Origin of the sequence: Streptodolium elevatio (genome assembly GCF_040649515.1) — a bacterium.
GTDB lineage: Bacteria > Actinomycetota > Actinomycetes > Streptomycetales > Streptomycetaceae > Yinghuangia > Yinghuangia elevatio.
On sequence record NZ_JBEZFP010000160.1, the window covers coordinates 1 to 19947 of the forward strand.

General features: G+C 73.0%; 14 protein-coding genes. 8 read left to right on the forward strand and 6 right to left on the reverse strand.

From position 1 onward, the window contains the following. Positions 1–204: 204 nt before the first annotated feature. Positions 205–1761 (forward strand): MFS transporter, encoded by a 1557-nt coding sequence (locus tag AB0C36_RS37555; protein WP_358363120.1) that lies wholly within the window; start codon positions 205–207, stop codon positions 1759–1761. 129 nt (positions 1762–1890) lie between these two features. Here the strand turns inward: AB0C36_RS37555 and AB0C36_RS37560 are convergent, their stop codons facing one another. Further along, on the reverse strand, positions 1891–2535 hold the full coding sequence (locus tag AB0C36_RS37560; RefSeq protein ID WP_358363122.1) for a bifunctional DNA primase/polymerase: 645 nt from the start codon (positions 2533–2535) through the stop codon (positions 1891–1893). Positions 2536–3299: 764 nt separating this feature from the next. Between AB0C36_RS37560 and AB0C36_RS37565 the strand changes: the two genes are divergently transcribed. Both AB0C36_RS37565 and AB0C36_RS37570 read left to right on the forward strand, forming a co-directional pair. After that, entirely contained in the window at positions 3300–4718 is a 1419-nt protein-coding gene (locus tag AB0C36_RS37565) for an NsdA family TPR-like regulatory protein (RefSeq protein ID WP_358363124.1), read from the forward strand. Between the two features lie 477 nt (positions 4719–5195). After that, a complete protein-coding gene (locus AB0C36_RS37570; protein ID WP_358363125.1) occupies positions 5196–6503 on the forward strand; it encodes a hypothetical protein in 1308 nt (435 codons plus the stop codon). A gap of 327 nt (positions 6504–6830) precedes the next feature. Here the strand turns inward: AB0C36_RS37570 and nirD are convergent, their stop codons facing one another. The 4 genes from nirD to AB0C36_RS37590 form a co-directional block, all read right to left on the reverse strand. Next, on the reverse strand, positions 6831–7241 hold the full coding sequence (gene nirD / locus AB0C36_RS37575; RefSeq protein ID WP_358363127.1) for a nitrite reductase small subunit NirD: 411 nt from the start codon (positions 7239–7241) through the stop codon (positions 6831–6833). Positions 7242–7243: 2 nt separating this feature from the next. Further along, positions 7244–9805: a nitrite reductase large subunit NirB gene (gene nirB, locus AB0C36_RS37580; RefSeq protein WP_358363144.1), complete on the reverse strand. Its 2562-nt coding sequence runs from the start codon at positions 9803–9805 to the stop codon at positions 7244–7246. Positions 9806–9891: 86 nt separating this feature from the next. Next, the gene (locus AB0C36_RS37585; RefSeq protein WP_358363129.1) at positions 9892–11115 is read right to left on the reverse strand and encodes an NAD(P)/FAD-dependent oxidoreductase; all 1224 of its coding nucleotides are present in this window, start codon (positions 11113–11115) and stop codon (positions 9892–9894) included. Next, on the reverse strand, positions 11112–13289 hold the full coding sequence (locus tag AB0C36_RS37590; RefSeq protein WP_358363131.1) for a molybdopterin oxidoreductase family protein: 2178 nt from the start codon (positions 13287–13289) through the stop codon (positions 11112–11114). Before AB0C36_RS37590 ends, AB0C36_RS37585 begins: the two co-directional genes overlap by 4 nt. Before the next feature lie 191 nt (positions 13290–13480). On the opposite strand from AB0C36_RS37590, the gene AB0C36_RS37595 reads away from it, so the two are divergent. The 4 genes from AB0C36_RS37595 to purU all read left to right on the forward strand — a co-directional run bounded on the left by AB0C36_RS37595 (position 13481) and on the right by purU (position 17228). Next, positions 13481–14608 (forward strand): uroporphyrinogen-III synthase, encoded by a 1128-nt coding sequence (locus tag AB0C36_RS37595; protein WP_358363133.1) that lies wholly within the window; start codon positions 13481–13483, stop codon positions 14606–14608. Further along, on the forward strand, positions 14605–15534 hold the full coding sequence (locus AB0C36_RS37600) for a sirohydrochlorin chelatase (protein ID WP_358363135.1): 930 nt from the start codon (positions 14605–14607) through the stop codon (positions 15532–15534). The genes AB0C36_RS37595 and AB0C36_RS37600 overlap by 4 nt, the downstream gene beginning before the upstream one ends. 197 nt (positions 15535–15731) lie before the next feature. After that, positions 15732–16178 (forward strand): SCO4402 family protein, encoded by a 447-nt coding sequence (locus AB0C36_RS37605; protein WP_435839191.1) that lies wholly within the window; start codon positions 15732–15734, stop codon positions 16176–16178. 120 nt (positions 16179–16298) lie between these two features. Then, the gene (gene purU, locus AB0C36_RS37610) at positions 16299–17228 is read left to right on the forward strand and encodes a formyltetrahydrofolate deformylase (protein ID WP_358363138.1); all 930 of its coding nucleotides are present in this window, start codon (positions 16299–16301) and stop codon (positions 17226–17228) included. Positions 17229–17324: 96 nt separating this feature from the next. Here purU and AB0C36_RS37615 read toward each other — a convergent pair whose 3' ends face one another. Then, positions 17325–18080: a GIDE domain-containing protein gene (locus AB0C36_RS37615; protein WP_358363140.1), complete on the reverse strand. Its 756-nt coding sequence runs from the start codon at positions 18078–18080 to the stop codon at positions 17325–17327. A gap of 554 nt (positions 18081–18634) precedes the next feature. Between AB0C36_RS37615 and AB0C36_RS37620 the strand changes: the two genes are divergently transcribed. Further along, a complete protein-coding gene (locus AB0C36_RS37620; RefSeq protein WP_358363142.1) occupies positions 18635–19831 on the forward strand; it encodes an RtcB family protein in 1197 nt (398 codons plus the stop codon). The last annotated feature ends 116 nt before the right edge of the window (positions 19832–19947 follow it).

Here is a 19947-nt window from a genome sequence, read left to right on the forward strand (position 1 = left end):
ATCCGACGCCGCGACCCCGACAACGCCCGGCACACCTGTGTGCCGCCGCCCCGCCCGTTTTCTCACGGCGCCCCCCGGCCGTCATGAACGGAATGTTTCCTCCGGCGCAACGCCGTGACGTTCCCGGGAAACACAGGCTTGGCACCGTCACAGGCATCCCGACAGTTCGATGCTCCGCCAGGAGCACGCGACGGAGGAGCCTCCATGGCCACCGCCACTCCACAGGCCGACGCCGCCGACCGACCCAGACTGCGTGCCCTGCTCTCCTTCCGCGGGCGCTACCGCATGCTGCACCTGGCAACGCTCGCGTTCCTCGCCAGCTTCGTGCTGTGGTTCGACATGGCGCCGTTCATCGACGACATCGGCGAGGAGTTCGGGCTCACCGCGGGCCAGAAGGCCACCCTCGCGCTGTGCAACATCGCCCTCACCATCCCGGCGCGCACGCTGATCGGCCTGCTGGTCGACCGGTACGGTCCGCGCCGCGTGTACGGGGCGCTGCTCATCTTCGCGGCGATACCGAACACCATCTTCGCGCTGGCGCAGTCCTATTCGATGCTCGTCGTCAGCCGCCTCATGGTCAGCATCGTCGGCGCCGGCTTCGTGGTCGGCATCCGGCTGGTCGCCGAGTGGTTCCCGAGGCGCGAACTGGGCACCGCCGAGGGCTTCTACGGCGGGTGGGGCAACTTCGGGTCGGCCGCCGCGGCGCTCACGCTGCCGGTGTTCGTCGCGGCGTTCGCGGACGGCGAGGGCGCGTGGCGTTGGGGAGTCGGCTTCGCCGGCGTGCTGGCGGCCGGTTACGGCGTGTTCTTCCTGCTGATGGCGCGGGACGTGCCGGAGGGCAAGACGTACCAGCGCGCCGCCCGCAAGCCGGGGTTGCAGGTCACCAGCCGGCCCGCCGTCTTCGGTCTGATGGCCCTTCAGGTGCCGCTGGCGGTGGCGCTCGGGTTCGTCGTCTACCGCCTCAACGCCGACTTCACGGCGAGCACGCCGACCGGCAAGAAGACGTTCGACGGCGTGATCGGCGACGGTACGGCCGCGGTGTTGTACGCGCTGGTCGCGCTGTGGCTGGCGTACCAGATCTATGCCGTCGTGAAGTCGAACCGCGGGGTACTGCGCGGCGAGAAGCCGGAGATGGAGAGTTACCGGCTCTCGGCGGTGGGCCTGCTGGCGGTGGCGTACCTGGTCACGTTCGGCGCCGAACTGACCATGGCGGCCTGGCTGCCGAACTTCTTCCGCACGCTGTTCGAGATGGACACCACGACCGCGGCGACCGCCGCGGCGTGCTTCGCGGGCACCAACCTGGTGACGCGGCCCTTCGGCGGCTGGCTGTCGGACCGCACCGGGCGGCGCAAGCTCACGCTGCTCGGCCTGCTGGCCGGATCGTTCCTCAGCTACCTGGTCCTGTGGCGCATCGACGCCGGCTGGCCGGTGTGGCAGAGCGTCGGACTCCTCGCCCTCGCCTCGGTGTTCATCCAGGGCGGCAACGGCGCGGTGTACGCCATCGTGCCGCAGATCCAGCACCGCCAGTCCGGTCAGATCGCCGGCCTCGTGGGCGCGTACGGCAACGTCGGCGGCGTGCTGTTCACCAGCCTGATCTTCCTCCAGGTGGTGCCGCAGACGGTGTTCCTGGTGATCGGCATCGCGGCCCTGGTGGCCGGGCTGTGCTGCCTGCTCCTCCCCGGCGTCGGCGAAGTGCGCCGCGGCGGCACGCCGACGGCCGTGGAGGGTACGGCCGCCCCGGTGCCGGCGGTCACCGGCTGACGCCCCCGCGCAGGACCCGACACCGGTGCAGGATGTCGGCGCACACACCGGGGCCCCGACCGCGAGCGATGCGGTCGGGGCCCCGGCGGTTGGCGGCTCAGGCGGCGAGGGTCCGCCCGGACCGCCGCGTCACGCCTCGACCATCGCGCGTCCGCAGGCGTAGGCGATCGGACTGACCAGCTCCCGCGCCTCGGGGAGCCAGCGGTTCGCCTCCGTCGGTTCCCGCGCCCACGTGGCGGTGCCGCTCGGGCCCATCTGCGACGGCGGCGCCACCACGTAGTCGCCGTCGCCCCGGCACACCAGGTCGATCGCGCTCGCACCCCACCCTGCCCGGCGGAGCATTTCCGGCATCTTGTCGCGCGCGCCGGGGAGCACGAAGAACTGCATGCGCCGCGTCGACGTCGCGATGACGGGGCCGACGGCGAGGCCGAGACGTTCGAGACGGGCCAGCGCGAGGCACCCGGCCGGCTCCGGTACGTCGATCACCTCGAACACCCGGCCGGTCGGCAGCAGGATCGCCGAGTCCGGATTCTCCGACCACCAGCGCCGGATCATCGCGGGCCCGCTGGCGGCCTGCGCGGCCCAGTCGCGGTGCAGGGGGTGCGCGCCCGGTGCGCTGCACGCGGGATGGCCGCAGCTGCAACGCCTGCCCGCACCGCCGTCCTCGACGGACGTGCCCGGCACAACGTCCCAGTGGCGGTCCTCCGCGTACCGGACGGCTGTCTCAACGAGCGTGTCGCGGGCCAGCTGCCGGGCTCCAAGGATCTCTTCCACGCCTTCACAACTCCCGGGCGAAGGGTTGGTTACTGGGCACAAGAGCGTTATCGGCGCCCTGGTACGAATCTCACCCGAACGGGAAAGCGCGGTGGCGCGCGAACCGGGGAGCGGGCCCACATGCAGGGTGAGAGCGCACGCGGGGCCGCGCGGGGGAACCGCGTAACGCCTGACGGGCCCGTGGGTGGGTGACCGGGTGGCCGGGTCGCCGGGTGGCCGGGTGACCGAGTGGTCGGGGGCCGAGTGGTCGCGGGGCCGAGCGGTCGGGGGCCGGGTGGCCGGACCCGAGTGGGTACGGCCGGGCCGTGCCATGCGCGGCCTGGTCCTCTCGTCGGGACCCTGTCTGTCGGGGCGCCCGCGGTGCGACGCGGCTGCATGCCTCTCCTTCGTGCGCCCGAACGCCAGGAGCCGGGCTGGGGAGGGAGGGTCCGACGGGACCGACTGCCCACCAGGTTCGCAGCACGGGCAGGCGACGGCAGCGACAGTCGAGGTGGGGAAGTGATCGGCGGCGGGAGGAGTTCGACGCGGCGGACTGTCCGCCCGACGCCGGGTCGGCGGACGCCGACCGGCGCAGTGGGGGCGCACGGCAGCAGCGGCGGGGGCGCAGGGTGCCGCGGGCCTATCCGGGCCTGCGATCGACTGGCTACCGTCCGTTACGGACGGCGTGATGGGTGGACCGGCTTCCCAGCAAAGGGAGTTCGTCGCCCCGCGCAGCGGGGGCCGGCACCACCGGGACTCCGGAGCATTCACGGGAGGGGACTCCGATGGCCGCACGGTCGCTCGCGACACGCCAGCCGAACGAGCGCCTGGCCTCGCTGATACAAGAGGCCGGATGCTCCAACGCGGGGCTCGCCAGACGCGTCAACATGTGCGGCGCCGAGCAGGGCATGGACCTGCGCTACGACAAGACGTCCGTGGCCCGCTGGCTCCGCGGCCAGCAGCCGCGCGGATCGGTGCCGAACCTGATTGCCGAGGCACTCGGCCGCAAGCTCGGCCGCCCCGTCACCGTCGACGAGATCGGCATGGCCGACGGCCGGAGCCTCGCGACCAACATCGGCCTCCAGTTCGCCCCGACGCCCGCCGCCACCGTCGACGTCGTCACCGAGTTGTGGCGCAGCGACGTCAACCGCCGTGACTTCCTGCTGAATTCGTCGGTCGCGGTGGCCGCCCTCGTGGCCCCCAGCCGCGACTGGCTCATCACCGAGCCGGACACCGCGGTCGCACGGATCGGCGGCCCGCGCGTCGGCGCCTCCGACGTCGAGGCGGTACGCGCCACCACCGAGATGCTGTCGGTCCTCGACCACCGGTTCGGTGCCGGCCACATCCGACCGGTGGTCGTGCACTACCTCGGGTCGGTGGTGTCCGGCCTGCTGGGCGGGACGTACTCCGACGACACCGGGCGGGCGCTGTTCGCGGCCGTGTCGCGGCTGACCGAACTGGCCGGGTACATGGCCGTCGACACCGGACAGCCCGGACTCGCGCAGCGCTACTACATCCAGGCCCTGCGGCTCGCGCAGGCGGCGGGGGACCGGCCGTACGGCGGCTACGTACTCGCCGCGGGCATGAGCCACCTCGCCGGGAACCTCGGGAACCCGCGCGAGATAACCCAGTTGGCCCGTGCCGCGCAGGAGGGTTCCAAGTCGGCCGCCACCGGGGAGGGCGCGACGGCGACCACGATGGCGATGTTCCACGCCGCGGAGGCGCGCGGGCACGCGCAGTTGGGGGACGTACGCGCCTGCGAGAGTTCGCTCGCGCGCGCCGAGACCGCGATGGAGCGGTCCCGGCCGGAGGAGGACCCGATCTGGATCTCCCATTTCGACCGCGCCTACCTCGCCGACGAGTTCGCGCACTGCTACCGCGACCTGGACCGGCCCCGGCAGGCCGAGGAGGCGGCCCGTGCGGCGCTGGACGGGCACGCGGAGACGCGCGTACGGCGCCGGGCGGTCGACACGCTGCTGCTGGCCACCGCCCACCTCCAGCAGAGCCGGCTTGACGAGGCGTGCGCGGTCGCGGGAGACGCCTTGGAGTTGGTGACGCGCCTGCACTCGGCGCGCGGCCAGGAGTATCTGCGCGACTTCCAGCGCCGCCTTGTGCCGTACGGATCCGAGCCCGCCGCCCGCGACTTCATGGACGCGGTCCGGGCGGCCCACGAAGGCGAGGACGAGGAGGTGATCTCGGCCTGACGCGCCATCAGATCAACGGCGCCCGTCCACGGCCGCTCCGGGAGGCGGTCGTGTGCGGAAGCTCCTGGGCCCCGCCGCCCCCTGCCGGGTGCGGCGTGTTCCGACCCGAAGCCCAGGCCGCCTGACGGCCCGCGCCCCGTCCCGTGACGCCGCGAAACCGGGACGAGGGCCTGCCGGGCCACGGTGGCTCCCGGCGTCAACGGGGCCGACGCCGGGAGCCACCTGCGGCCCCACGGACAACCGCCGGGACACCTGCGCACCCGCCGCCGGGCCGGGGCCGTACGACCGTTCCCGCGACCGTGCGCGGCTGCCGGCGACGACCCCGCGGCCACGCCCCGAATGCGGCTGAACGGGCGCGCCGGATGGGCTCTCCGGGTGTCTCCGGCCGAAACTCGTCGCGCCCGAGCCGAACCGCTGTTCGCTTCCTCGGCGTCTCGGCTAGCGTCGAGGGGAACCCACGCGCGAGGAGAGCACGAGATGAGCGGCAGGCCCGGATCCGGAGCGCCCGGCGAGGAGCCCGGCGCGCCGAAGGACGAAGGACTGTCCATCTTCGGGCCGTTGGAGCTGCCGCGCGACGAATCCGGGGGGTACCCGGCGTACGACGAATACGACGGTGCCGGCAACCACGGCCAGAACCCCGGCTACGGCGGCGGCTACGGCGACGCGGGCGGCACCCGGATCGCGACGCCGTCGATGATCGTGCCCCCGGACCCGTCCCAGCCGCCGGCGCCCCCGCCCGGGTACCCCGCCGGCCCGCCGCCGGGATACCCGGCCGCGCCCGCCGCACACGGCCACCCGGCACCGCAGGCCCCGCAGGGCTGGCCCGGATCGCCCGCGCCGCAATACGGCCCTCCGCAGGGGCCGCCGCACTCGGGCACCCCGCACTCTGGCCCGCCGCAGTCGGGCGCCCCGCACTCGGGCCCGCCCGCCGACGACCCGTTCGCCTCGCTCTTCAGGCCGGGTCCGTCCGCGGGCCCGGCTCCCGGCCCGCCGGCCGGTTCCGGATACGCGCAGAGCGGGCCGCCGTACGTCGGCCCGCCGCCGCACGTCTCGGGCCAACCGCAGTACGCGGCACCCGCGATGCCCCCGCGCCACCACGAGTCCGCCCCCGGCTCCGGCCCCGGTTCGCCGCCGGGCGCCGCGCGGCGCCGAGTGATCGTCGGGGGCTCCGTCGCCGCGGTCGCGGTCCTGCTGATCGCGGGGCTCTTCGCGAGCGGCGCGTTCGACGGCGGCGACAAGGCGAAGAACACCGGCGGGGGGTCGGCCGCCCCCACGGCGAGCGGCGCGGCCGTACCACCCCCGACCACCGCCCCCGCGAGCCCCACCGCAACCGCGAAGTCACAGGCGCAGCAGATGGACGAACTGCTGGACGTCAGCGCCGGATCCCGGACCAAGGTCGCGGGCGCGGTGGCGAAGATCGAGCGCTGCGACGACGTCGACACCGCGATCCGCACCCTCGACGACGCGGCCAAGCAGCGCGACCAGCAGATCCAGAAGCTGGGCGCGCTCAAGACCGACCAGATCCCGCGTGGCGACGAACTGGTCGAATGGCTGCGCAAGGCGTGGCAGGCCTCCGCCCGTGCGGACCGGTCGTTCGCGGCGTGGGGCCGGGAAAACGCCAAGGGCGAGTGCGAGGACGGCGACCGCGCCAAGTCCACCGACGACAAGCGCGACGCGAACAAGGCCAGCGGCGAGGCGACCACGGCGAAGGGCAAGGCCGTCGCCATCTGGAACGAGGCCGCCGAGGCGGCCGGCCTCCAGCCCCGCAAGGCGACCGAGATCTGACCGTCCGGCCCGCAAGGGCAGGGTCACGGCGGGTGTTCGAGGCGCGTTCGAAGCGCGGTCGAGGCGGGTTCGAGGCGGGTTCGGGACACGTTGGACGAGCGTGGGAGCGGGCGCGTACCCCCGTGCCGCGTCCGCTCCCACAGCCGTCGCGCGGCACGCGCACCTGCATCCGCGCATGACGCGCGGCCGGGAAGTACGCCGCCCCATTGAGGCGTACACCCCGGCCCGTCCCGTCCGCCGCCACGGCAGCCACCGCCACCGCCACCGCGGCCCGTGCCGGCACCGTCCGGACCGCCGGCGCCGCAACTGCGGCCGCCCGCGAGGCAGTCAGCCCACTTCGGCGACCACGGCCGTACGCAGCCGCACTTCGTACACCGGCAGCGACACCGGCTCGTCGTCCGCGTCCAGGCACAACCCGGTCCGCAGGTCGAACGCCTCCTTGTACATCGGCGACATCACCATCGGCACGCCCTGGCGTGAGCCGAGGATGCCGCGCGAGATGACGTACGCACCGCTGAACGGATCCCGGTTGCCGACCGCGTACACCGCCCCGTCGTGGTCCGCGAACACCGCCACCTGCTCGCCGTCCACCAGCGCCGCGACGCCGCGTCCGGGGATCAGGTCGGCCAACCGGCACACCGGCGTCCAGGAGCCGGCCGCGCCGATCTCCACGAGGGTGTCCGGGCCGGCCGCGCGGGCCGCCCCGGCCCGGGCGCCTTCCTGTCGTTCCGCAGCCATGGTCACGAGGTCCTTACCTCCAGGGTCGGGCCGGCGATGAGACCGGCGGTCGGGCCGTCGACCGAGCCTTCGATCGGGAGGGAGACCCCCTCCTCGCCCGGCCGCGCCGGGCGGATCTGGTCGCGTTCGGCGACGAACGTGACGGTCGGATCGGGTGTGCCCGGGGCGTTCACGAAGGACACGAAGCGCCGCAGCCGCTCCGGGTCCTCCAACGTGGCGCGCCACTCGTCCTCATACGTCTCGACGTGGCGCTGCATCAACTCGTCGAGGTCGTCGCAGATCCCGAGCGAGTCGTCCATGACCACCGCACGCAGGTGGTCGAGGCCGCCCTCCATGCGCTCCACCCACGGCGCGGTCCGCTCCAGGCGGTCCGCGGTGCGGATGTAGAACATCAGGAACCGGTCGATCGTGCGGATCAGCGTCTCGCGGTCGAGGTCCGACGCCAGCAGGTCGGCGTGCCGGGGCGTCATGCCGCCGTTCCCGCCGATGTAGAGGTTCCAACCGGCCGAGGTGGCGATCACCCCGAAGTCTTTGCTCTGCGCCTCCGCGCACTCGCGCGCACAACCGGACACCGCCGACTTCAGCTTGTGCGGCGAGCGCAGCCCCCGGTAGCGCAGCTCCAGTTCGATCGCGAGGCCGACCGAGTCCTGCACGCCGTACCGGCACCACGTCTCGCCGACGCACGACTTCACGGTGCGCAGCGCCTTGCCGTACGCGTGCCCCGACTCGAACCCGGCCGCCACCAGCCGCGCCCAGATCAGCGGCAGCTGGTCCACCGACGCACCGAACATGTCGATGCGCTGACCGCCGGTGATCTTCGTGTAGAGGCCGAAGTCGCGGGCGATCTCGCCGATCGTGATCAGCCCCTCCGGGGTGATCTCCCCGCCCGGGATGCGCGGCACCACCGAATACGAGCCGTTGCGCTGGAGGTTCGCCAGGAAGTGGTCGTTGGTGTCCTGGAGCGCCGCCTGCTCGCCGTCGAGGATGTGCCCGTTCGACAGCGACGCCAGGATCGACGCGACCGCCGGCTTGCACACGTCGCAGCCCAGCCCCGTGCCGTGCTCCTCGATCAGCCGCGTGAAGCTGGTGATCCCGCGCACCTGCACGATCTCGAACAACTCCGCACGGGTGTGCTCGAAATGCTCGCACAGGCCCTTGGCGACCTCCACGCCGTTCGCGGCCAACTCGTCCTGCACGATCGTGGTCAGCATCTTGACGCACGAACCGCAGCCGGTGCCCGCCCGCGTGCACTTCTTGACCGCCGGGACGTCCGCGCAGCCCTGCTCCGCCACCGCCGCCCGGATCGCGCCCTTGGACACGTTGTGGCACGAGCAGACCAGCGCCTCGTCCGGCAGCGCCGAGGCGCCGATCGCCACCGGGCCGCCCGCCGACTCCGGCAGCACCAGCTGCTCCGGCGGCGCGGGCAGCGGCGAACCGGCCAGGCACAGCGGGCGCAGCAGGTCGTACGACCCGGCGTCGCCGACCAGCACCCCGCCCAGCAGCCGCCCGTCCGCCGACACGACCAGCTTCTTGTAGACGCCCGCGCGGCTGTTGGAGTACAGCACTTCGAGGCAGCCCTCGGCCGCGCCGTGCGCGTCGCCGAAGCTCGCCACGTCCACACCCAGCAGCTTGAGCTTCGTCGAGGTGTCCGCGCCCGTGAACGCCTTGGCACCGCCCGTCAGTTCGTGCGCGACCGTCTCGGCCATCTGATAACCCGGCGCGACCAGGCCGTACACCCGGCCGTCGCACGCCAGCGCGCATTCGCCGATCGCCCACACCGCCGGGTCCGACGTACGGCAGCTCTCGTCCACGACGATGCCGCCCCGCTCGCCCACCGCGAGCCCGCTGTCCCTGGCCAGTTGGTCGCGCGGCCGCACACCCGCCGAGAAGACCACCAGGTCGACGTCGAGCGTCTCGCCGTTCGACAGCGCCATCGTGCGGGCACGGCCGTCCGCGACGCCGATCTCCTGGGTGCCCGCGCCCGCATGCACGGTGACACCCAGCTCCTCGATCTTGCGGCGCAGCGCCTCACCGCCGCCCGCGTCGATCTGAATCGCCATCAGGCGCGGTGCGAACTCCACGACATGCGTGTCCAGGCCCATCGCCCGCAGCGCGCCCGCCGCCTCCAGGCCGAGCAGGCCGCCGCCGACCACCGCGCCGGTCTTGGCGGTCTTCGCCCACGCCTCGATCGCCTCCAGGTCCTCGATGGTCCGGTAGACGAAGCAGCCGTCGGCGTCGTGCCCCGGCACCGGCGGCACGAACGGGTACGAGCCGGTCGCCAGCACGAGCGCGTCGTACCCGAACGTCTCGCCGCTGCGCGCCGTCACCGTCCGCGCCTCGCGGTCCACCGCCACCGCCGGGTCGCCGAGCCGCAGGTCGATGCCGTGCTCGTCCATGAACCCCGCGGGGACCATGGACAGTTCGTCGGCCGACATACCCGAGAAGTACGAGGTCAGGTGGACCCGGTCGTACGCGGCGCGGGGCTCCTCGCACAGCACCGTCACCTGCCAGGCGCCGCCGCCGTCCCGCTCGACCAACGCCTCCAGGAAGCGCTGGCCGACCATGCCGTGGCCGACGAGGACGAGGCGCCGCGCCGCCGGGGCCGTCGAGTTCGCGGAAGTCTGTCCGGACTGTGGGGTGGGGGACTCGATCACTGGGGGGCTCCTTGCGGAATGAGCAGATGCAGGGGGTCCGCGGGGACCGGTTCGTCCCGTTCGTAGGCGTGGGTGAGTGCGCCGACCGTCGCCAGGTCGCCGACGAGAATCGCGCCGACCAGACGGTCGCCGCGCAACACGAGCTTCTTGTACGAGCCGCGGGTGGGATCCGCGAGCCGGATGACGTCGTGCGCGCCGCCCGCCACCGGGTCGACGTCGCCGAACGCCGCGATCTCCACGGGCCCGGCGGTCAGCCGCGCCCCGACCCGCGAACCGGTGTACGCCGCCTCCGCACCGCACAACCGCGCCGCCAGCACGTCCGCCTGCTCCCACGCGGGACCCGACAGACCGTGCACGACACCGCGGTGCTCGGTGCAGTCGCCGATCGCGTAGACGTCCGGCGCACTGGCCGCCATGCCGTCGTCGACGACGATGCCGGTCCGCACCTCCAGTCCCGCCGCCCGCGCCAGGCCCACGCGAGGCCGCGCCCCGCAGGCCAGCACCACCAGATCGGCGTCCAGCCGGTAGCCGTTCGCCAGCGTCACGCCCTCTGCACGGTCGGTGCCGTGCAGCGACTTCGCGCGGTTCTCCGCGTACACCGCCACCCCGAGCCGGTCCAGCGCCCGGTGCAGCGCGGCACCGCCGTCCTCGTCGAGATGACGCTCCATCAGGTACGGGGCCTGGTGCACGATTTCGACCGGCAGGCCGAGCGCGGCCAGCGCACGCGCCGCACTCACCCCGAGGATGCCGCCGCCGATCACCACGGCGCGCCGCGCCCCGGGCACCGCTGCCGCGAGCCGCGCACAGTCGGCGAGCGTGCGGAACGCGTGCACGCCCTGCTTGAGTTCGCCGCCCTCACCGGTGTTCGACGTGCAGTGCAGGTTCCTGATCGGCGGCAGCACCGGGTTGGAGCCGGTCGCGAACACCAGCGTGTCGTACCCGGCGATCGACCCGTCCGCCGACTCCAGCGTGCGCGCCGCGGTGTCCACCGCGACCACCTCGACACCCGTGCGCACCTGCGCCGCCGACGACGGCAACCCGATCGTGCCGGCCGGCAGCCGACCGGTCAGCACGTCCGCCAGCAGCGCCCGGTTGTACGGCGCGTACGCCTCGTCGCCGAACAGCGTGACCGCCGCCCCCGGATCGCGCGCGAACAACTGCGCGGTCAACCGGGCGGCGGCCATCCCCGCACCGACCACGGCTATCTGACGACGGATCACGGCGTACTCCTCACCACGGAGGCCGGCACCGAGGCCTCGGCTCGCTCCACGCGGACCGCGCAGACCTTGAACTCCGGCATGCGCGACGTCGGGTCGAGCGCCGGATTGGTCAGCGAATTCGCCCGGCCCGCACCCGCCCAGTGGAACGGCATGAACACCGTGTCCGACCGGATCGACGCCGTCACCCGGGCCGGCGCCTCGGCACGCCCGCGACGGCTCGTCACCGCCAGCAGGTCGCCCTCGGACACCCCCAGCCGATCGGCCAGATGCGGGTGCAGCTCCACGAACGGCCCGGGGGCCGCCCGGTTCAGCTCCGCCACCCGCCGCGTCTGCGCACCCGACTGGTACTGCGCCAGGACCCGCCCGGTCGTCAGATACAGCGGATACTCCGCGTCCGGCTCCTCGGCGGCCGGCCGGTGCGCCACGTCCACGAACCGCGCCCGCCCGTCCGGCGTCGCGAAACGCTCCAGGAACAACCGCGGCGTGCCCGGGTGCGACTCGTCGGGACACGGCCAGAAGACCCCGTCCTCGCGGCGGATCCGGTCGTACGTGATCCCTGCGTAGTCCGCCTGCGCCCCCGCCGTCGCCGCCCGCAACTCCTCGAACACCCTCTCCGGGTCCGTCGGGAACCCGGTGCCCACCCCCAGCCGCGCGGCCAGGTGGTGCAGCGCGAACAGGTCCGTGCGCACCCCCGGCGGCGGCGCCAGCGCCGCCTGCCGCAGGATCACCCGGCCCTCCAGGTTCGTCGTGGTGCCCGTCTCCTCGGCCCACTGCGCGCTCGGCAGCACCACATCCGCCAGCTCCGCCGTCTCCGACAGCACGACGTCGCTCACGACCAGGAAGTCCAGCGACTCCAGACGCTCCGTCACATGCGCGGCCCGCGGCGCCGACACCACCGGGTTCGAGCCCATCACCAACAGCGAGCGCACCTCGGACCCCAGCACGTCCAGGAGTTCGTACGCACTGCGCCCCGGCCCCGGCAGCGACCCCGGGTCCACACCCCACACCGCCGCCACGTGCGCCCGGTCCGCGGCGTCCGTGATCGAGCGGTAGCCGGGCAGCTGGTCGGCCTTCTGCCCGTGCTCCCGCCCGCCCTGCCCGTTGCCCTGCCCGGTCAGGCACCCGTACCCCGAATACGGCCGCCCCGCCTTGCCGGTCGCCAGGCACAGGTTGATCCACGCACCGACCGTGTCCGTGCCCTTGCTCTGCTGCTCGGGCCCCCGCGCGGTCAGCACCATGCCCGTCGGCGCACCCGCGAACATCTCCACCGCACGCCGCATGTCCGGCACCGGCACACCGGTGATCCGCTCCACCCGCTCCGGCCAATGCGCCATGGCCGCCGCGCGCGCCGCCTCGAAGCCGCTGGTCCGCGCGGCCACGAACGCCTCGTCCACATAGCCCTCGGCGATCGCCAGGTGCAGCATGCCCAGCGCCAGCGCCAGGTCCGTACCCGGCACCGGCTGCAGGTGCAGCGTCGCCTGCTCCGCCGTGCGCGTGCGGCGCGGATCGATCACGACCAGCGAACCGCCGTTGTCCGTCAACTCCGTCAGATACCGCAGCGCCGGCGGCATCGTGTCGGCCAGATTGCTGCCCACCACGATCGCGCAGCCCGTCTTCGGGATGTCCTCCAGCGGAAACGGCAGCCCGCGGTCGAGCCCGAACGCCTTGCGGTGCGCCGCAGCGGCCGACGACATACAGAAGCGCCCGTTGTAGTCGATGTTCGACGTGCCCAGCACCACCCGGGCGAACTTGCCCAGCAGGTACGCCTTCTCGTTCGTCAGCCCGCCGCCGCCGAAGACCCCGGCCGCGTCGCGCCCGTACGCCTCCTGCACGGCCCGGAAGCCGTCCGCCACCCGGTCGAGGGCCTCGTCCCAGCCCGCCTCGCGCAGGACTCCGTCACTGCGTACCAGCGGAGCGGACAGACGCACGCCGGTCCGGAGCACCGCGGCGGCGGTACGGCCCTTGCCGCACAACGCCCCCCGGTTCACCGGGAACGCCGGACGTTCCACGACCTCGACGTCCGGTCCCGCCTCGCCCGACCCGGTGGCCGCCACGCCCTCCGCGTGCCCACCGGCCGCCCCCACCCGCAGCCCCATGCCGCACTGCAGCGCGCAGTACGGGCAGTGCGTCTCGGTGACGGCGACCCGCTCGGGCGCCGGGGCGGTGTGTTTCATACCAGTGAGCGTGTCCGCACACCGTTACGCGACCGGGTCACATGTGTTGCGGCGGAGGTACGGCTGTCTCACACCCGCAGGTACCGCACGTGAGCCCGCCGACACCAGGGGAGGCGCTGGGGAGGCCACCCCTAACTCCGGCGTGACCGCCGCGCAACAGCGCGGAAACACATGTCGGGGAGCCTCACGGCATGGGTACAGGGACGGAGTTGGCGGAGCCGCTGGTCGGCTTCACGATCGGCGTGACGGCCGCGCGCCGCCGCGACGAGCTGGTGGCACTCCTCCAGCGCAGAGGCGCCAAGGTCATCGAGGCGCCCACCATGCGCATCGTCCCACTTGGCGACGACACCATATTGCGGAGAGCCACGGAGTCCTGCCTCGTCGGCCCCCTCGACTACGTCGTCGCCACCACCGGCGTCGGCTGGCGGGGCTGGATGAGCGCCGCGGAAGGCTGGGGCATCGGAGCCGAACTGGTCAAGGCGTGCCGGGAAGCCGTCGTGGTCAGCAGAGGCCCCAAAGCCACCGGCGCGGTCCGCGCCGCCGGACTGCGCGAGGTCTACTCGCCCGGTTCCGAGGCCAGCAACGAACTGCTGCACTGGCTCCTCGCCCGCGACCTGCGCGGCCGCCGCATCGCGCTGCAGGAACACGGCGCACCCCTCGAAGGCTTCGCCGCGGCCCTGCGCGAACGCGGCGCGGACGTCATCGTCCTGCCCGTATACCGCTGGGGTCCGCCCGAAGACCCCGGCGCGGTCCGCAAACTCGTCGAGGCCACCGTGCGCCGCGAGATCCACGCGCTCACCTTCACCAGCTCGCCCGCGATCGAGGCGTACCTCGAAAGCGCCGACGAACTCGGGCGACGCGCGGAAGCCCTCGACGCACTGCGGGCCGACGTCCTGCCGGTGTGCATCGGACCCGTATGCGCCCGCCCGCTCCACGACCAAGGCATCGAGGCCGTGTGGCCCGAACGCGGACGCCTCGGCGCCCTCGTCCGCACCATCACCGAGGAACTGCCGCTGCGCGCCCGCCGAGAACTGGACACCGGAACGGACCGCTTGGTCCTCCAGGGCAACGCGGTCCTCGTCGACGGACGCACCATCTGGCTGCCGCCGGTCCCCGGCGCGGTCCTGCGGGCGCTCGCCGAGAAACCCGGCTGGGTCCTCAGCCGCGCCGAACTCCTGAAGAAGGTGTGGACCGGCGCACGCGCCGACGAACACGCCGTCGAGGCCGCGGTCGCCCGACTGCGCACCGCCCTCGGCCCGCACTCCGGCCTCGTCCGCACCGTCACCAAGCGCGGCTACCGGCTGGCGGTCGACCCGTGACCGACGCACCACCGGCCGGCCCGCGGCCCGGGAACGCTCCGGACCGGGCCGCGCCCCGCACCGCCGCACCGGGCACCGACATCCCGCTCCTCGCCGTCGCGCACGGCACCCGCGACCCCGAAGGCCGCGCCGCCGTCGCCGAACTCCTCGACCTGGTCCGGGCTCTGCGCCCCGGCCTCACCGTCGGACTCGGCTACGTCGACGTCGCGGAACCGCTGCTCGCCGACACCCTGGCCCGCATGTCCGGGCCGGTCGTCGCCGTACCGCTGCTCCTCGGCGCGGGCTACCACGTACGCGAGGACATACCCGCGGCCCTCGCCACCGCACCCCAGGTCCAGGCCCGCGTCGCCCGCGTCCTCGGCCCGGACCCGCTCCTCGCCGAAGTCCTCGGCGAACGCCTCGCGGCGGCATGGCCGCCCTGCTGTCCACAGCCTGTGGACAGTCCGCGGCATGTCCTTGACAGTGGCCCTGACGCCACCGACGCCACCGACGCCACCGACGCCACCGCAGCCTTCGCCGACTGCCAGGCCATCGTGCTCGCCGCCGCCGGATCCACCGACCCCGGAGCCAACGCCGACACCGCCCGCATGGCCGGCATCCTCGCCGACCGCACCGGACTCCCGGTCGTCCCCTCCTACCTGTGCGCGGGCACCCCCACCCCCGCCGACGCGGTCGCCGCGCTGCGCGCCGAGGGCATCCACAACATCGCCGTGTCCGGCTACCTCATGAGCCCCGGCTACTTCGCCCGCAAAGCCGCCGCCTCCGGCGCCACCGCCACCGCGGCCCCCCTCGGCGCCCACCCCGCCCTGGCCCGCCTCGTCCTCGCCCGCTACGACGAAGTGCTCCGTACCGGCGCGGGGACCGAGACCGGGCCACCCGCCGAACCCACGCCGCTGCCGTCACCCCCTGACGCACGACGCCCATGAGACCGGTCAGCCGGCCCGGTTCGGCCAGGCACCGGCGGTTCGCGCCGGTGGCGCCCGCCAACCGGTGTGGTGCCGGAGCACCGGCCTGAGGCATGATCCTCGGGTGTCCCGGTCCGACCGTTTCGTGACCGGGCGGGGTTACGTTCGCACGACAATCCGGTGAATCCGGCGGCGGGGAGAGGGTGGGGAACGCCACCATGGCACGTATGCGCCAGAACACCGTCCCGTGGTGGCGTTGGCGGGCCCAGGTCCGCTCCTCGCTGCACATGTTCGGCGACCCCGCGTTCCAGCAGGAGTGCTGGCTGCCCGGGCGGGCCGAGTACGGCACCATCACCGACGCCGTCTACCGGCTCGTCGGCGACACCTGGCTCGACCGCTGGTCGGCCGCCACCTACATCGGCCGCATCTTCGTCGACGCCGACGAAGCCGACGCCGTCGACCAGGCCGTCCTCGCCGTCCTGGCGGTACTGCACGAAGTCGGCGAGGACGCGCCGCCCTCCGCGTACCTCACCCACCCCGGCTGGGGCGACGTCGCACAGAAGGCCCGCGCCGCGCACGAGCGGCTCGCCCGTGCCGACGAGGACGACGCCGACCGACGGCCCGACACACTCGAAGTCCTCCGCATCCGGACCGGCGGGCGCTGACCACCCGCCGCGACGTGCGATCCTGGTGGACTATCCGGTGAGCGCGGGCCCGCCGCGGCGCGCCGCACACCGCCCACCCACGAATCAACGCGCAACCCATGCGAGAAGGAAGGCGCCGGCATGTCCGACCAGCCGCTGAAGCCCGTACTGCCGACGGTCGACGGTGGAACGGTCGGTACCGGCGGAACCGGACCCGCGTCGCGCGACCAATACGTCCTGACACTGTCGTGCCCCGACAAGCGCGGCATCGTCCACGCGGTCGCCAGCTTCCTCATGATGACCGGCTGCAACATCGTCGACAGCCAGCAGTTCGGCGACCGCGACACCGGCCTGTTCTTCATGCGCGTGCACTTCACCGCGGAGGACGCCGTCACCCTCGACGCCCTGCGCGCCGGCTTCGCCGCCGTCGGGGCGTCCTTCCAGATGGACTGGCAGATCCACGACGCCGACTCGCGCATGCGCGTCGTGGTGATGGTCAGCAAGTTCGGCCACTGCCTCAACGACCTGCTCTTCCGCGCCAGCATCGGTGCGCTGCCGGTCGACATCGTCGCCGTCGTGTCCAACCACCGCGACTTCGCGGAACTGTCGGCGTCGTACGGCGTGCCGTTCCACCACATCCCGGTCACCCGCGACACCAAGCCCGAGGCCGAGGCCCAGCTCCTCGCCCTGGTCCGCGACCTCGACGTGGAACTGGTCGTCCTGGCCCGCTACATGCAGGTCCTGTCCAACGACCTGTGCAAGGAACTGGAGGGGCGGGCCATCAACATCCACCACTCCTTCCTGCCGAGCTTCAAGGGCGCCAAGCCGTACCACCAGGCGCACGCCCGCGGCGTCAAGCTCATCGGCGCCACCGCCCACTACGTCACCGCCGACCTCGACGAAGGCCCGATCATCGAGCAGGAGGTCGAGCGCGTCGACCACGCGGTCACGCCCGAACACCTCGTCGCCGTCGGCCGCGACGTCGAGTGCCAGGCACTCTCCCGTGCCGTCAAGTGGCACTCCGAGCACCGCGTGCTGCGCAACGGCAGCAGGACCGTCGTCTTCGCCTGACCGGTCGCAGCCACGTACCCGGTCCGGGAGCGCGGCCGGGTTCCGGCGGCGCGACCGGGTCCGGCAGCGCCCCGGGCCCCGCGGCGCGCCCCCGGCTCAGTGCCGTGCGGAACCCGCGACCAGCGCCGCCACCCCGATCAGGCCCGCCACCGCCCCCAGCGTCCAGCCCGCCCGCGCCCCCAACTGCGGGAGCCGGGCGGACTCGGCGGGGTCCCGGCGCGACACGGTGAGCCCCCGCCCGCCGAGCACCGGCGTACCGTCACGGCCCCGGCTGATCTGCCCGGTGAGGTAGACGCGTTCGCCCGGCAGCAGCACGACCTCGGTCCGATCCAACCGCGAGGACCGCCGCATGCGCCGCGCACCCGGCGCGAAGTCCACCGCTATCGCGCCACCGGACGACGGGATCCCGCTCACGCTGTCGCGGACCGACACCGGCAGATGGCCCACCCGCAGGCCCGCCGGGTCAACCCGGACCGCGCCGGTGTCGTCGCGTACCAGGAACGGCCTTTGCGACGACTGGGTTTCGGTACGCCCACGCCCACGCCGCGCGGGCCGCATCTCCCCGTGGTGCAGCGGCCCGTCGCCGTCGAAGTCGCGCACCCGGTCGTTGTCCCGCTCCACCCAGTACTCGACGACCGTGCTGGTGAACCACACGCACGAGCGGCCGGAGACCGGCGCGTACACCAACGTCTCCGAAAGCGGTTCGACAACCCCGGACACAACCGCCCGGCCGCGGCGGTTCGGGACATCGGCGCAGGCCAGCCGGGTGGCATGGGCCGATCGGGTACCCAGCCGCGCGAGCGTGACCGCCACGAGGGCGACCACCAACGCGATGACCCCGACAGTGACCATGTGACCTCAACATACGCGGATCACCCGGACGGTGTCACGAAGATCTACGCGCGAAAATCCGGCCCGCCGACCACCCCCGGGAACCCGCCGCGACCACCCCGCGAGCGGGCGAAAACCCTTTGCGGACACACCGCATGGCATGGCTACATGGACCACGTCAGCAGTCCGGCGCGGCTCCGGACCACCTCCGTGGCAGCCGCGCTTCCAGGAAAGGAGCGGTCCGGTGCGGTTCCGCGAACAAGGCCGACGCCCCTCCGGCAGGTGCGGCGCCTCGGCCCGACGCAGGTAACCCCGTTCCGCTCCTTTCCGCGACCGCCATCCCACGGCGGTCGCACCGAGGGGCCGCCCCGGCAGCGCCGGGTGCACGGTCCGGCCGCAGGCCGGGACGGCCCCTCACCCTCACCGCCGTTCCGGCCTACGGACGCACCGGCTTCCGCCGGCCACGTCCGGTCTCCCCGGGTACGGCCCCACCGACTTCGGGCCCGCCACGGCGCCCTACCGCACGCCTGCGGACGTGGCAGAGACTTGTTGTATCCATCTGGAGTTGAAGACACATGACGTACACCGAAGTACCCGGCGCGCACGACGTCCCGATCAAGATGTGGACCGATCCCGCGGCGGTCGAAGGCAAGGCCATGGACCAGCTGCGCAACATCAGCACGCTCCCGTGGCTGCACGGCCTCGCCGTCATGCCCGACGTCCACTACGGCCTCGGCGCCACTGTCGGCTCGGTCATCGCGATGAAGGACGCGGTCTGCCCCGCCGCGGTCGGCGTCGACATCGGCTGCGGGATGACCGCGGTCAAGACCTCTTTGACCGCGAAGGACCTGCCGGACGACCTCTCGAAGCTGCGCAGCCGCATCGAGGCGGCGATCCCGGTGGGGATGGGGGCGCACCGCGAGCAGGTCGACCCGGGCAAGCTCTACGGGCTCTCGAACGACGGCTGGGACGACTTCTGGGACCGCTTCGACGACGTGGCCGACGCGGTGAAGTTCCGCCGCGGACGTGCCCTTGTGCAATTGGGAACGCTTGGCAGCGGCAACCACTTTATTGAGACATGTCTGGATAAAACGGACACTGTGTGGCTCATGTTGCACTCGGGTTCGCGCAACATCGGCAAGGAGCTGGCGGACTACCACATCAACATCGCGCGAGGCTTGTCGCACAACCAGGGCCTGGTCGACCGGGACCTCGCGGTGTTCATGGCGGAGACGCCGGAGATGGCTGCCTACCGCTCCGACCTGTTCTGGGCGCAGGAGTACGCGGCGCGCAACCGCGCGGTGATGATGGCGCTGTTCCAGCAGGTTCTGCGCAGTGAGTTCCGCAAGGCGAAGGTGACCTTCGACGAGCCGATCAGCTGCCACCACAACTACGTGTCCGAGGAGACGTACGACGGGGTGGACCTGCTCGTCACCCGCAAGGGTGCGATCCGCGCCGGTTCGGGCGACCTGGGCATCATCCCCGGTTCGATGGGCACGCGCTCGTACATCGTGCGCGGCCTGGGCAACAAGGCGGCGTTCAACTCCGCTTCGCACGGCGCGGGGCGCAAGATGAGCCGCAACCAGGCCAAGAAGCGGTTCACGATGAAGGACCTCGCGGACCAGACCAGCGGCGTCGAGTGCCGCAAGGACGCCGGTGTCGTGGACGAAATCCCCGCCGCCTACAAGGACATCGACCAGGTGATGCGGCAGCAGTCCGACCTGGTCGAGGTGGTGGCCGAGCTCAAGCAGGTCGTCTGCGTCAAGGGGTGACCGTGGTGGCGGGGCAATCGCCCCCCCCCCACCCGCCCCGGGGGACGGCGAGCCCGGCGGGGCGGGGGGGGGCGCCCCCCACAGTTTACGCCGATTAGAGAGATAGGAAGATCGGG

Coding starts and splice junctions, on each gene's coding strand:
- AB0C36_RS37590 (WP_358363131.1), bottom strand. CDS start 13,289: ATGAAACACACCGCCCCGGCGCCCGAGCGGGTCGCCGTCACCGAGACG.
- AB0C36_RS37570 (WP_358363125.1), top strand. CDS start 5,196: ATGAGCGGCAGGCCCGGATCCGGAGCGCCCGGCGAGGAGCCCGGCGCG.
- AB0C36_RS37555 (WP_358363120.1), top strand. CDS start 205: ATGGCCACCGCCACTCCACAGGCCGACGCCGCCGACCGACCCAGACTG.
- nirD (WP_358363127.1), bottom strand. CDS start 7,241: ATGGCTGCGGAACGACAGGAAGGCGCCCGGGCCGGGGCGGCCCGCGCG.
- AB0C36_RS37620 (WP_358363142.1), top strand. CDS start 18,635: ATGACGTACACCGAAGTACCCGGCGCGCACGACGTCCCGATCAAGATG.
- purU (WP_358363138.1), top strand. CDS start 16,299: ATGTCCGACCAGCCGCTGAAGCCCGTACTGCCGACGGTCGACGGTGGA.
- AB0C36_RS37615 (WP_358363140.1), bottom strand. CDS start 18,080: ATGGTCACTGTCGGGGTCATCGCGTTGGTGGTCGCCCTCGTGGCGGTC.
- nirB (WP_358363144.1), bottom strand. CDS start 9,805: ATGGTCGGCCAGCGCTTCCTGGAGGCGTTGGTCGAGCGGGACGGCGGC.
- AB0C36_RS37565 (WP_358363124.1), top strand. CDS start 3,300: ATGGCCGCACGGTCGCTCGCGACACGCCAGCCGAACGAGCGCCTGGCC.
- AB0C36_RS37605 (WP_435839191.1), top strand. CDS start 15,732: ATGGCACGTATGCGCCAGAACACCGTCCCGTGGTGGCGTTGGCGGGCC.
- AB0C36_RS37595 (WP_358363133.1), top strand. CDS start 13,481: ATGGGTACAGGGACGGAGTTGGCGGAGCCGCTGGTCGGCTTCACGATC.